Here is a 13,374-nt window from a genome sequence, read left to right on the forward strand (position 1 = left end):
ATCACTAGCAGAATATCCTGATTATAGCATAATTAATGGGATACTCGACCGTTCACCTGAACTTCTCTTAACCTTCCATAATCAATGCGTTCTTGATTTTCTTTAATTGCCTTTATCAACTCTTCTATAAGTACCTTTTCATCCGTCACAATAAAGAAACGGCATGATATCATCGCGAAGTCGCCAAAAAATGCTCTGCAACCAGCATATCGTTTTGCATCACGGACTGGCTGATAAGGAAAAATAAAATTTCCACTTTGTTCAAATGCAGGATCAAGAGGATGTTCTTCAAGTTTCTTAATCAGCTCTCGAATCGTCAGCTCTCTTCCATGCTCATTTGTTCCTATTTCGATAATTTCAAGCAAGGTTGATTCCCCCTTCTTTACAAGATTCGAAAGCAAACTGCTCTGATAGAGGGCCGAAAGTGGAATGCACTCATTTCATGCGCTTTGATCCGAATCAATAGGCTATTATACATGCATTATCTAACATAGCCAAAAAAAAGAGTCAGAATAAATTCTGACTCTACAATGGGTCACAAAGAGTGAGTATATACAGAGGGGGGACCTGACCTCACTCTTTAATTTATCTTATGTTTCTTTTAACTTTGTGGCTGGACAAGTACCCCGGTACAAACATGGAAATTTCTCATTCATTAAGCTTCTTCTCGACACACTCATACATGATTTGCAACATCATACCTATTATAATAGAAGGATATCAAGCTCGGACCATCTTGGAGGGATCATTATGGATATTGTTGTTATTGGTGGTGGCATTGGCGGACTGACTGCTGGAGCATTACTGACGAAAGAAGGCTACAACGTAACAATACTTGAAGCATCGAATGAATGGGGTGGATCAGCAGGAAAATTTACACGAGGGCATTTTCTCTTCCCTGTTGGAGCGACGATGGGGATGGGGTTCGAAGAAGGTGGATTACACTATCGCATTTTCCAAGAACTCGGTTTGTCCTTCCCTGTTTTTTCGTTGGATGAAATTATGAGAATATACGATGGCAATCGCGTCATGCCTTATTATACAGATCGAAATCGCCATTTATCAGAATGCGCTACCCAGTTTCCAGAACACTCCAAACAAATTGTTTCTTTCTATCGAGAAATATGGAAAATTGGAGCCGAAGTACGTAAGTTAATTGGACCTCTCCCTGTTGTACCTCCAGTCACCCTATCAGAATGGAAAGGGCTTCTACTATCTCTCAAACCAGGAACTCCCGGACTGGTTCCCTACCTTCGGAAAACAATGGGAGATCTTCTGAAAAAACATAATCTTAATGATGCACTAGACTTTCACCATTTTATTGATGGACAATTAATTGATAGCATGCAAACAACTAGTGAAGAGTGCTCAGCACTTATGGGTGCTCTTGCTCTCGATATTTATCACGAAGGGGCATATTACTCTGAAGGTGGATTGTATCGCATCGCTGAAACACTACAGCAATATATTGAACAGAACGGTGGTCGAACTTACCAGAGAAAGCAAATTCAATCGATTCGGCGTGAAAACAACCGTTGGGTAGCTGTCGATCAAAAAGGGGAGAGTTGGAGAGCTGATCACCTTATTAATAACTTACCTGTACAGGGCTTTGTTCCACTTCTTCCAGAACCACTTCAAGAACAACTCCCCACTAAGTTAAGAAAACGAAGTCAAATGACTCAGTGGGGAGCTTTTACGATGTATCTTGCTTTAGATGAAAAAATCATCCCTGAATATACGTCCCTCTTTAGTCAAGTCTTTTCGGATAATGGAAAAATGACCGAAGGAAATCACCTCTTCTTGTCACTTTCAAAATCCAATGATCTCTTTCGTGCGCCAGAGGGCTTTCGCACATTAACAGTCAGTACACATACAGAGCTTCACCATTGGGATACGAAAGAGAAATACGATCAATATAAAAAGGAGCTAACTGAGAAAATGCTCACAGGTATTGAAAGAGTGATACCTAATGTAAGAAGTGGAATCGAATTACAAATGACAGGTGCACCACGAGCATGGGAAAGATTTACGAAAAGACCTAAAGGCATGGTTGGAGGTTTCCCACAAACGAATGAATTTAGTTTGTTCAACAGTCTTTCTCACCGTACTGGTCTCAAGGGATTGTGGCTTTGTGGCGACAGCGTTTTCCCTGGAGCAGGTACTATTGGGGTTTCTACTAGTGGATATCATGTCTATCGCTCTATCACTAAGGAAATGGTGAAAATAAAATAAGTCATTTTAGAATAAAATCGCTTCCTTAAGGCACAATGAGACTATCATTTAATGTTGAAGGAGCGAACCAACCGTGGATCAAAAGAATAATTTAGTTACTACTGACAGTGAAAAGTTACTTACTTCAATGCGAGAAGAAATTGCGGAAGAGTTTCTCGTTATGGCAGCTGCCACAGAACAAGTAGAAGAAAAAGATTTTTACACTTACCATCTCTTAAAAGAAGCAGAAAAACTACGTAATCTTAAAAAATAAGGTTCGATCAGAAATGACGTTCGGGAAATCATGTAGTATACTTCTAGTAATTGATCTAAAGGAATGATGCGAATCATGACAACTCATACGTTTACAGTTGGCGAGGAGCGAGCAAATTATATTACTCACGGAATTGGAGCTATCATAAGCGTTGCCGCTCTAGTCATCTTAATTGTGTTTGCGTCTCTCTATGGAACTGCCTGGCATATTGTAAGTTTTACACTTTTCGGTACAACGATGCTGATGCTTTATACGGCCTCTACACTCGTTCACATCTTTCCACCTGGGAAAGCGAAAGACTTTTTCGAAATACTTGATCACTCTTCTATCTATTTCTTTATCGCTGGTACTTACACCCCCTTCTTGTTTATTGTAATTGAAGGTTGGCTAGGTTGGACACTATTTGGCATCGTGTGGGGACTCGCGATTATTGGAACAGTATTTAAAGCTTATTTTGTAAAAAAGTTTCTATTTGTCTCAACCATTCTCTACGTTTTAATGGGCTGGCTGATCGTTCTTGCCTGGAATCCACTCACGCAGAACTTGGCTCCAAACGGAATGATGCTTCTCATTGTTGGGGGTGTTCTCTACACAATTGGAGCGGTATTCTATGTCTGGAGAGCTTTTAAATACCATCATGCAGTTTGGCATCTTTTCGTGGTAGCTGGAACACTTGCTCATTTCTTCTGTGTTCTCTTCTATGTATTACCTCTTTAAAACCAATCCTCTGCACGCATCGTGCAGAGGATTTTTGTTTTCCATAACAAAACCTTTTATCGACTATAATCGTCTTAGCCATAGAATACTAGTAAAAGGATGAACGATTTTGATTGAAGTATCTCATCTAACTAAACAGTTCAAAAAAGAGAAGATTCTACATAACCTCACTTTTTCCATCGAAGGAGGCATGGTAGGGCTTATTGGTCCAAATGGTGCTGGAAAAACAACATTTATGAGAATGCTAGCTGCGGTCTCAAAGCCTTCTTCCGGAGAAATCTATCTTAAAGGTTATTCACTTAACCGAGAAGCTTCAAGTGTTCGGAAAGAAATCGGTTACCTCCCTCAACATTTCAAGCTGTATCCGCAGCTTACTGCATCTCAGTTTTTGGACTATGTTGGGAAGTTGAAACGAGACCACCATTATGATCATGAGCGAGAAAAAAAACGATTGCTTCATGCCCTTAATTTAGAAAAGCAACAGAATCAAAAAATTAAGACGTTCTCAAATGGAATGCAGCAACGTCTCGGCATTGCCCAGGCGCTTTATGGAGAACCCGCTGTGATGATATTCGACGAACCTTCTGCTGGACTTGATCCTGAAGAACGCTTACGCTTTCGCAACTTACTAGCTGATGTTTCTAGCCGAAAAACCGTCATTCTTTCTACGCATATTGTAGAAGACATTGAAGGAAGCTGTGATACGCTGATCGTTCTAAATAAAGGGCGCATTCTTTTTCAAGGCACACCAGATGAGCTTCAACGTAAGGGGAATGGACTTGTTTGGGAGTTCGACCTCTTTGATAATAACTGGGACCAATTAAATGGATTACAAATGACACTTACAAAACGAAAAGCAACAGGATTAAGGTGTCGAGCAATATCTCCAGTAGCACCATTTGAATTTGCCGAAGCCGTGGATCCTACCCTTGAAGAAGGGTACATGGCACTGATTGGGCGTGATGGACTATGAGAAAATGGCTTATCCAGTTTAAGCTTGAATTTTCTTTTTTGTATAAAAACTGGTTTTTCGCACCTCTTCCTTTCTTATATTTGATCTGGTTACTTTTTAGCATGAGTGCAGATCAAGAAGGAGGACATGGCAACCTCTACAGAACAACCTATGAAACAACGCACTCTCTTATATTCATTCTCGTTATTGGCTTAAGTATTCTGATTGGCGTTTATTTAATACGACGAGACGTTGGGAATGAATCATTTGAGTGGCACCAATCATTTCCCGTGTCCAATTTCGTATTCATATCAGCAAAATTGATGTCCGCGCTCATCTATATGACGATATATACGGTCCTAATGAGTGGAACCTACTTTATCTTTGCTATGAGAGATAACATTCCGGTGGAAGAAACGTTCACAATTCTGCGTTTCTATGGGACTCAATACGAAGTAGCGTTCTTTATTAGTTTAACTCTTGGCATGCTTTTATCGGTACTTATTAAAAATCGCTTTGTTTACTTAATCGCCTTCTGCGCCTGGATGTTTGGTACGCTATTCATGGAAATTTTCATTATTGATCAAGGCGGACACTTTTATCTTAAAGCGTTCCATCTAACCTACTTATTTGTCGATTCTGTTCTTGTTAATGGCACCTGGGGAATTGAATTAGTGAAAGAAGAACTACAGTTACAGCGCATTTTTGTTTTAACGGTTTCTTCCTTTCTCCTGGTACTCATCATTTTCATTCTCAATAAACGCAGACCTCATCCATATACGTGGCTGTGGAAGGTTGCACTCATGATCAGTATAGGAATTGTCGTGATTTCGTATCTTCCATATGCTTCTTTCTGGAAGGAGCGAACTGATGAATTTAGTAAGATTAAACAAGAATCTCCATTGATAACAGACGAACAAAACGGTCAAGCTAGTTACATGTCTTTCCCTTCCCTTTCTTCTCCTAATACTCTTATGAAAGAGGAAGAAGAGCTCTATCAACCAGAACGTTTTGAAATAAAACAATTTGACTTATCCATTCAGCATGAAGATCAATCACTTTTCATTGATGCATCTCTCACTCTACCATCAGCAGAATTTCAAACAAAGGAGTTCATGAAATTCACATTGAATCAGACATTTTCAGTTAACCAAGTCACGATTGATCAACATCCAATTCCATTTACTCAAGAGAATGATTTTCTGACCGTTACTTTACCTGAAAATATGAAAGAACCTGTTATTCGTATTCAATATGAAGGACCATACAAACTATGGGCATCTAATAATGGTCAGGAATACTATCCGGGCCATGTTGGAAATGATCAAATGATTATGCCTTCTCAAACAGCCTGGTATCCATTGCCAGGGCATCAATATTTATATGACATGAACGGAGAATCACAAACGAATATTGGGATTTCGAATAGAGCCACTTTTAATGTTGAAGTTTCAAGTATGGCACTACCCTTATATGGCACAATCGATGAACTTAAAACAAATGTTGGAACCTATAAACTTCAAGGGAAAACTTCTAAATTAGACCTTTATGCTGGAGATCTGACTGAAGTTGATTCTACTTATTATCCAATGTCAATCGTAACGGACAGTTACAATCGTGATCGTGCTGTTGAGCTCATGAAGGAATTGGACAAACGCCTTCTATACACCAACCACTATTTAACGAAAAAAATAGAGCCTATGCGTCATTTTTTTATCGTTCCTGTAGAGAATATTCGCTGGGCCAATTACGTGAGACAACAAGGTTTTATTGATCAAAACTATATCCTAAGCGAATCCACTTTCTATCAAATGGATGAAACTTATCTTATGAAATTGCTCTTTCAAGTGAGTTTATTCCATGATGGTACTGAGATTTATGGGTATGAGGACGGCGAGCTAGTAACAAGTGCCATCCAAAGTGCTTATACGTACATTTATGAATTAGAAAATGGAAATAAAAAAAAGGCCAGTCAAATCCGCGACCTTGTTATCAAGATTCAAGATGATATCCCACTGGAAGACTACAGTGAGGAAGAAATCAAAGCTAACCAGATTTTCACAATGATCAACGAAGCCATTGCTGTTGGAGATAGTAAGCAAGTGAAAGAAGTCCTAGATCGAATATATAGCGAACGCTGGGTAGACCCGGGATTCGCAGCAGATTTCACCTTGTTTCGAGAACCTTCTACTCTCATTCCTTACGAAGAATGGCAGAAAATATGGGATGAAGTGATGCAAGGTCATCAGACTAGAAAGGAGGATGGTTCATGACAGATGAGGAACTAGTAGTCGCTATGGCACGTGGAAATCAGGCTGCTTTCGAAGCCCTTGTTCATCGTTATCATGCTCCGCTTCTTGGTTATCTAGAACGGATGTTACGTGATAGAAGAAAGGCCGAAGATGTTGTTCAAGAAACCTTCCTGAAATTAATTAAACAACTAAAAACAAAGAAAACCCCAGAAAAGATCAAGCCCTGGCTTTACCAGGTGGCCACAAATCAATGCCGAGATTATTGGAAAAGCGCGGGATTTAGGTCAGAAAAGCAAATTCTCGACTTCATTCCAGATCAAGCTGACCGAGAACCATCAGTAGTGGAACTATTTGAAAGGCAAGAATCACGCGTGGAGTTTCTCAAGCAGCTCGATACGCTTTCTGAGACGCAAAGAGAAATTGTGTATTTACGGTTTTACCAGGAATTAAAGTATCAAGAAATTGCAGAAGCTTTGGAACTTCCACTCGGTACAGTAAAGTCGAACTTATTTCATGCCTTGAAGAAACTAAAAGCTTCAATAGAACGAAAGGAGGAAGTTAGCCATGCAAGACATCGATCTTGAATTAGAAAAGTTAGAAGAAGATCTAGAGCAGCCGATCAAGTCATATCTGGCAACGTCACCCCGTTCAGAGGATACACAGAAGCTGCTTCTTTCGTTACAGGATCCTTTCGATGAACTTAAACCTTCTCAAATCGAATTTGATTTCGATGAAAAACCTGAGCCTGCAAAACCGTCACTAACAAAGCAATGCCTTAATCAATTCCGTTCTTATCACTGGGCTTACTGGCTGATTAGCGTATTGATTTTTGCAATGTTAACGATGATTTCGGCTGGAAGCATGGAATCAGACAGTTTATTTCCTATCGTTGTTCCCATTTATCTATTATTTGGTGTGCTTTATAGTTATAAAACCTGGAACAAAGAAATGCGGATGGTCGAATCGATTACACCTTTTCCTCCAGCACTTCTTCTCTTAAGTAAATTGCTTGTTGTCTTAGTCGTAAACATTGGTTTGGCCCTGTTATCTACCTTATATATTGTGAAAGATAATACGATGGTTAACCCCGCTACGTTTCTTTTGCATTGGTTCGCGCCGCTTCTCTTTCTGACAGGTTTGCTTGCCTTTGTCATGTTCCATAAAGGGGTAATTGCCGGATTTATCGCCTCACTTGCTGGATGGGCGCTTACTTTTCTTGTATTACCTTATACTGTTTTCGAACTATCTGGTGAAGCACTTCAACAAGACTTACTCTTTGTTGTCTCCTACCTTATTATCCTTGGACTTGGAGTTGCCATGCTCTTCTTATCGTATCGGAAGAGTTTGCATCTTCAATATTTGTGAGATTAGGGTATGATTCAACTACAAAACATCAAATATACTCGAAAACAATTCTCACTTGCTATTCCCGAACTAACACTTGGTTCCGGAATCACCATTCTAGTTGGTAAGAACGGCGCTGGTAAATCTACCTTACTACAACTTCTAGCAACAGCAATAAGACCACATAGAGGCACCATTGAATATGGTGGGAGAACAGTTGATACCTCCCTCCCCTTTATTCGTAAGAATATCGGCTTTCTTCCAACAGGTATCGAATTATATGAAGAAATGAGAATGAAGAGGTTCCTTAGGTATATGTGTGAATTAAAAGGGGTCCTTCACCAGGATGCCGTTGATCAAACGATGGAAGCCCTACATATTCAAACATGTAAAAGGAAGAAAATTAAAGCTCTCTCTCAAGGAGTGAAACAGCGTGTTGGTATTGCACAAGCCATTCTTGACTGTCCTCCTATTTTGCTACTTGATGAACCGTTAAACTACCTCGATAGTCGTGAACGAAAGAACGTCGTCTCCCTTCTATCAAGATATGCCGAAAAAAGGCTTGTTCTTATCGCGACACATGAGTTAAATGAATGGGAAGATATTGCTGACGATTTAATATGGCTTCATGAAGGGGAAATTCTTTTTCATGGGTCCATTTCTCTTTGGAAAAGAGAGCTTCCTTTACGTGTGTGGGAAGGGAAAATCCTTCTTAACGAAATCGCTCAACTAGAGCAGGAGCGGATTATTCACATGAAACGATTAAATAAACAGTACTTGATTAAATACATTGATATCACAAAACCCTTCGATCATTTTCGTGAAGCGGAAACAACCATTGAAGATGCCTACTTCATTCGCAAGAAATCATGGGATGGAGACATCATCCCAATCTAAAGTTCTTTTGCTTTTATCAAAAAAGCTTAACTTCAGTCCCCCAATTTATGGAGGACTTCTTTTTTTGCAGGGAGATTCTTCTTGATAGCGAAATAGTGATAAATAGACAAAAGAAGGTGATCCATTGCAAAAGCAGTCTCTAGGATTGATTTATGAATTTGTGCTCGCCCTTCTCCTTATTTTTTCACTCGTCATTGATTTACCCGATCCCGAAGGCGCAGCGCTCGATTTTTTTATTTGGATTTTATTCTTACTTGATTATGCGACGCGGCTTTTTTTAAGTGATCACAAATGGACTTTTATCAAACAACATCCGCTGGATTTGATTGCTATTATTCCGCTCGATCAATTGTTTCGGACCGCAAGACTCGTCCGCTTTATACGGGTGATTCGATTAGTCGCACTTATTAATCACCGCACGTCTGTTTTTGAACTCTTTCTAACCAAATATAAAATTGATCGTGCGTTTGTCTATGTTATCTCACTCCTCTTCATTTCAGCGCTTTCGATGAAATGGATTGAACCAGAATTTGAGACATATGGTGATGCCCTCTGGTGGGCAGTTGTGACTACTACTACGGTGGGGTATGGAGACCTCTATCCTGAAACAGCTGCAGGCAAACTGGTTGCTGCGGTATTAATGATGGTCGGAATTGGAACGATCGGTGTTATTACAGGAACCGTTGCGGCTATGTTTTCAAATAACAGTCGAAATAAACTCCCTACTGAGTTAGATGACATTAAAAGAAAAATCAATCATTACCCTAATATTAGCCAGCTAGACTACAAGCATATGATCGAACAACTTGAAAAAATAAAGATACAAGAAGCAAATAGAACGGATGACCCACAAAACACGAAAGAAAGTGATGACTCCTTTTGAAGTTAAACTTCCAATTAGCACAAATATGGTTTCACCTCAGAAGAGCTAATCCTTTTTAAGCTCTTCTGGGGTGAAAAATTTCTGTTAAACAATTCGAACCCTGATCAATCTACGACCGTAGAGCATCTTGTTCATTTTCTTAAGCTATTTTCTACATGTTCTTACTTTGTTGAAGAAGTTTGGACTGTCCAGTTCGCTCCCAATCTTCCACTATTTCATAGGCTTTTTCAGGAGAGTAACCCTTTCCAACCAGCACTCCCATTAGAATAAACTCTTGAAGAATGTGTGTTGCATTTATACCTCTTTCGACATCTTCCAACCCTTCATTTACTAAGAATTCCGTGTATTTCACCCATTCATCTGGCGTTTTGCCAAACACAGCTGAGTTTCGATTACGCTCGCCTTCTTCCGCCGCTATAGCATCTTCTTTTGTCTCATGAACCGTTCCAAAAGGATGATTAGGTGGAGCATAGATCGAGTAAAGCTTAATCGGAACATCTCCAGTATTTGTGAGATTGTGCCATGTGCCAGCGGGTATAAATACAGCATAATCATCATAAACCTCTCGTTCATAATTCAAAGAATCTTTACGTTTCCCCATTTGCACCTTTCCCTGCCCTTGTTCAATTCGCAAAAATTGGTCAAGGTTCGGGTGCATTTCCAAACCAATGTCTTCACCAACATCGATACTCATTAACGTTAATTGTAAATGTTCACCTGTCCATAAAGCTGTGCGAAAGGTATCGTTTTGCTTCGTTGCTTCATTAATATTAGCGACAAATGGTTTCGGTCCATAATCTTTGAATTCCCTACTTCCAGCATTGTTAGAAGATGGAGATGCAAGACCTTGCTTTGTCAATTGAGGCAAAGGTTCGTAACCAGGCTGTCTCTCCTCGTTATAAGTTGGCGGACGTTGATAGTGATGATAAGGATGCACAGAAGGATCATAGTACATAGTTTCTCAATCCCTTCACAATGTATAAATTATCCTATGCATCTATCATGGGTGTGTACCTAATAAGAACTAGGAAAATATCATTAACCTTATGAAGATCCTCCTAGCTCACATCAAAAATGAATGCTTTGTTGCATAGTGAATCCTTTTACATACTTTTTCTCAAGTCCACTTCTTTTGAACCTGATTCACCACCTTAGATTGGAAATATCATGCACCAACATATTTATATAACACACAAATCGTAGTGCGAATCTTAATTCGCACTACGATTTGTGATGTAAATGATAATATTGATTTCACTTTACTTGTGAAGTTATTTCGTTACTTTTTCTGATTTCACTTCAGTTTGATCCCACGCGGTTGTATAAATATTAAAGAGCGATTCGAGCTGATTCATAAAATTTAAAGCGAGAAGGCCATTTCCTTCAGCTTGCTTTGTACAACCGATAGGCACGGTTCTCTTGATAAGCTGTGAATAAATTTCAGCTTCACTAAGCGTGCGCTTAAATTCCTTCTCAGAAACATTCATGAGAAGTGCCAGTGCCCCTGATACGTGCGGAGCAGCCATTGAGGTTCCAGAAAGAACAGCATATTCACTACCAGGATAAGTTGAAAGAATATCTACACCTGGTGCAATTAAGTCAATCTCATTATTCGTATTGGAAAATGGAGCGAGCGTGCGTTGGAAAGAGGCCGCTCCTACTTCAATTACTTCATTATAGGCACCTGGATAAGCAAATTCAGATGTGTCTTCTCTATCGTCTCCTTCATTACCAGCGGCGCACACAACTGAAATATTTTGATTCACGGCATCTTTAATAACATCGTGAAGTTCTGGTACATCAGATGGTCCACCGAGCGACATCGAGATCACATTTACCCGTTCACCTTCTGTCCCCTTCCAATCGATGGCATACCGAATCCCATTAATGATAGATTGATATGAACCACTTCCTGCTTCATTCAGTACTTTAACGATCAAGAGCTTTGAATCTGGGGCAACACCTTGAACCCCTTTTTCTCCGTTCGTTGCTGCAATCGTTCCGGCGACATGCGTACCGTGACCATTATTATCATCATAACGATCTGCATCTCCACCGAAATCTTGCGTAAAGTTCTTACCTCCAATAATACGTGATTGAAGATCAGGATGATCAATTTGACAACCTGTGTCTACTACCGCAATGATTCGTCCTTTTCCTTTTTCAGATTCTTCCCATACCGCTGGTGCTTGAATCATTTCAATCCCATCTGGAAGAATTCCTGCTTCTTGAACGACTGCATTAACCTCGAATGGTATTAATCTAACATCACTCATGTTTAGCGCCCCTCTCTTTTAACTGAATTATCTGATAGAAAAGATCGGTTTGTCTAGTTCCATATGGTCTAATTTCCCATTTTATTTTTTGAGGATATCATCCCTTCGTACTACTTAAAGAAGTCGAGCAGCTATTTCAGCAAGCTTACTTCGCTCTGTACTCGTTAAGTGGACAATTCCTACCTCATCTTCCTGCTTTAGCCGTTCAACAGCATACGTTAAACCATTGTTCACTGAATCGAGGTAAGGATGATCAATCTGTTCGGGGTCCGCAATTAGAACAATCTTCGTTCCCTCGCCTACTCTTGTTAAAATCGTTTTCACTTCATGTGGAGATAAGTTTTGAGCTTCATCAATAATCACAAATTGATGAGGGATGCTCCTCCCTCTTATGTACGTTAACGCTTCGACTTTTAGCGTCCTCAAGCCAGTTAAAATGTTTGTTAACTCTTCTTCATTACTGGCATCAAATAAAAATTCTAGATTATCATAGATTGGTTGAATCCAGGGTCTAAGCTTCTCTTCTTTCTCACCAGGTAAAAAGCCGATATCATTTCCAACTGGTACCACGGGCTTTGAAACAAGTAGCTTTTGATAATGCTGCTCGTCTTCCGTCTGACTAAGTCCTGCAACAAGTTCAAGAAGCGTTTTCCCCGTTCCCGCCTTTCCAGTTGCACAAACAAGTGAAACACTTTTATCCATCAACAGTTCCATTAACATACGCTGCTGCACGTTTTTTGGGAGGATTCCCCAAATATGTTCACTTTCTCGGTTTAGGCCTTGAATTACTACTTTCTGATTTCGAATTAATACTCTTCCAATCCCAGAATGACTACTTCCAAAAATATCTTTTAAAAGGATAAAATCTTGACTATAAACTTCTGTGTTCATATACTCACGCAGAATATTCATAGAGAGTTCGCCGCTCTTATAAAGAGAGTCAATGATTTCAGGAGGCACTAGAATTTCATGATAGCCTCTATGAAGACGATCGACGTGCTCAATAAGACGATCATTTTCATATAGTTCAGGAAAAAAAGATGGTAACTCAAGTGATTTTTTTAAGGCATCTGCTTTCGCGATCATTAACATATCATTTGAAACAAGAACGACATCTCCTATATCATCCGTGCTTAAGTTAATCGATACTGCAATAATGCGGTTATCATTGGAATCTTCACTAAACTCATTTCGTAGTTTATCAAAAGAGCGATGATTTAACTCAATTCGAAATGTTCCTCCAGATTCAAATGGAATCGGTTCATCGAGCTTGCCTTTGTTTTTATCTCGCAGTTTTTTGTACATTCTGCTAAATTCTCGTGCATTACGACCTACCTCATTCATCAACCGCTTCTTAGAATCGATTTCTTCAATCACAATCGCTGGAACCACAACGTGATTGTCACCAAATCGAAATAGGGAATGAACATCATGCAAAAGAATATTGGTGTCTAGAACAAAGGTTTTCAACAACAGAACAGCTCCTTTTTAACGGAAGTTTAAGAAGGCGAAGGATTAATTCTTCACGTTGAGTATTCCAGATTCTCTCTTCGCAATCCTACCTTTTT

The 13,374-nt window shown here is 39.6% G+C and carries 13 protein-coding genes; 9 read left to right on the top strand and 4 right to left on the bottom strand.

What is annotated here, in order from left to right:
* Positions 1-32 precede the first annotated feature (32 nt).
* Positions 33-365, bottom strand: coding sequence for a hypothetical protein (locus tag AC0VYV_RS17900; protein ID WP_194218955.1), 333 nt, complete (start codon positions 363-365; stop codon positions 33-35).
* A 385-nt stretch (positions 366-750) separates the two neighbouring features.
* Between AC0VYV_RS17900 and AC0VYV_RS17905 the strand changes: the two genes are divergently transcribed.
* From AC0VYV_RS17905 to AC0VYV_RS17945, 9 genes are all read left to right on the top strand, one after another.
* A complete protein-coding gene (locus tag AC0VYV_RS17905) occupies positions 751-2,232 on the top strand; it encodes an FAD-dependent oxidoreductase (protein ID WP_430241084.1) in 1,482 nt (493 codons plus the stop codon).
* Between the two features lie 73 nt (positions 2,233-2,305).
* Entirely contained in the window at positions 2,306-2,485 is a 180-nt protein-coding gene (locus AC0VYV_RS17910; protein ID WP_475365748.1) for a hypothetical protein, read from the top strand.
* A 72-nt stretch (positions 2,486-2,557) separates the two neighbouring features.
* Positions 2,558-3,202 carry a PAQR family membrane homeostasis protein TrhA gene (gene trhA / locus AC0VYV_RS17915; RefSeq protein WP_475374898.1) on the top strand — a complete coding sequence of 215 codons (645 nt, stop codon included), beginning with the start codon at positions 2,558-2,560 and terminating at the stop codon, positions 3,200-3,202.
* A 109-nt stretch (positions 3,203-3,311) separates the two neighbouring features.
* Entirely contained in the window at positions 3,312-4,175 is an 864-nt protein-coding gene (locus AC0VYV_RS17920; protein WP_475374054.1) for an ATP-binding cassette domain-containing protein, read from the top strand.
* The gene (locus AC0VYV_RS17925; RefSeq protein WP_475374056.1) at positions 4,172-6,427 is read left to right on the top strand and encodes an ABC transporter permease; all 2,256 of its coding nucleotides are present in this window, start codon (positions 4,172-4,174) and stop codon (positions 6,425-6,427) included. Before AC0VYV_RS17920 ends, AC0VYV_RS17925 begins: the two co-directional genes overlap by 4 nt.
* Positions 6,424-6,990, top strand: coding sequence for an RNA polymerase sigma factor (locus tag AC0VYV_RS17930; protein WP_226615125.1), 567 nt, complete (start codon positions 6,424-6,426; stop codon positions 6,988-6,990). Before AC0VYV_RS17925 ends, AC0VYV_RS17930 begins: the two co-directional genes overlap by 4 nt.
* Positions 6,971-7,771, top strand: a complete 801-nt coding sequence (locus AC0VYV_RS17935; RefSeq protein WP_226615126.1) for a hypothetical protein — start codon at positions 6,971-6,973, stop codon at positions 7,769-7,771. The genes AC0VYV_RS17930 and AC0VYV_RS17935 overlap by 20 nt, the downstream gene beginning before the upstream one ends.
* A 9-nt stretch (positions 7,772-7,780) precedes the next feature.
* The gene (locus AC0VYV_RS17940) at positions 7,781-8,647 is read left to right on the top strand and encodes an ATP-binding cassette domain-containing protein (protein ID WP_475374057.1); all 867 of its coding nucleotides are present in this window, start codon (positions 7,781-7,783) and stop codon (positions 8,645-8,647) included.
* 124 nt (positions 8,648-8,771) lie between these two features.
* On the top strand, positions 8,772-9,530 hold the full coding sequence (locus AC0VYV_RS17945) for a potassium channel family protein (RefSeq protein ID WP_475374058.1): 759 nt from the start codon (positions 8,772-8,774) through the stop codon (positions 9,528-9,530).
* Between the two features lie 151 nt (positions 9,531-9,681).
* Here the strand turns inward: AC0VYV_RS17945 and AC0VYV_RS17950 are convergent, their stop codons facing one another.
* The 3 genes from AC0VYV_RS17950 to AC0VYV_RS17960 all read right to left on the bottom strand — a co-directional run bounded on the left by AC0VYV_RS17950 (position 9,682) and on the right by AC0VYV_RS17960 (position 13,282).
* Positions 9,682-10,485: a cupin domain-containing protein gene (locus AC0VYV_RS17950; protein ID WP_475365752.1), complete on the bottom strand. Its 804-nt coding sequence runs from the start codon at positions 10,483-10,485 to the stop codon at positions 9,682-9,684.
* Between the two features lie 316 nt (positions 10,486-10,801).
* Positions 10,802-11,806: a S8 family peptidase gene (locus AC0VYV_RS17955; RefSeq protein WP_283153713.1), complete on the bottom strand. Its 1,005-nt coding sequence runs from the start codon at positions 11,804-11,806 to the stop codon at positions 10,802-10,804.
* 114 nt (positions 11,807-11,920) lie between these two features.
* Positions 11,921-13,282: a PhoH family protein gene (locus tag AC0VYV_RS17960; protein ID WP_475374899.1), complete on the bottom strand. Its 1,362-nt coding sequence runs from the start codon at positions 13,280-13,282 to the stop codon at positions 11,921-11,923.
* Positions 13,283-13,374: the final 92 nt, after the last annotated feature.

The organism is Anaerobacillus sp. QJM3NY_17, assembly GCF_056173665.1.

Bases quoted from the DNA above. Each gene is read 5' to 3' on its own strand.
- AC0VYV_RS17905 (WP_430241084.1), top strand. From the start codon at position 751: ATGGATATTGTTGTTATTGGTGGTGGCATTGGCGGACTGACTGCTGGA.
- AC0VYV_RS17925 (WP_475374056.1), top strand. From the start codon at position 4,172: ATGAGAAAATGGCTTATCCAGTTTAAGCTTGAATTTTCTTTTTTGTAT.
- AC0VYV_RS17930 (WP_226615125.1), top strand. From the start codon at position 6,424: ATGACAGATGAGGAACTAGTAGTCGCTATGGCACGTGGAAATCAGGCT.
- AC0VYV_RS17935 (WP_226615126.1), top strand. From the start codon at position 6,971: ATGCAAGACATCGATCTTGAATTAGAAAAGTTAGAAGAAGATCTAGAG.
- AC0VYV_RS17940 (WP_475374057.1), top strand. From the start codon at position 7,781: ATGATTCAACTACAAAACATCAAATATACTCGAAAACAATTCTCACTT.
- AC0VYV_RS17950 (WP_475365752.1), bottom strand. From the start codon at position 10,485: ATGTACTATGATCCTTCTGTGCATCCTTATCATCACTATCAACGTCCG.
- AC0VYV_RS17955 (WP_283153713.1), bottom strand. From the start codon at position 11,806: ATGAGTGATGTTAGATTAATACCATTCGAGGTTAATGCAGTCGTTCAA.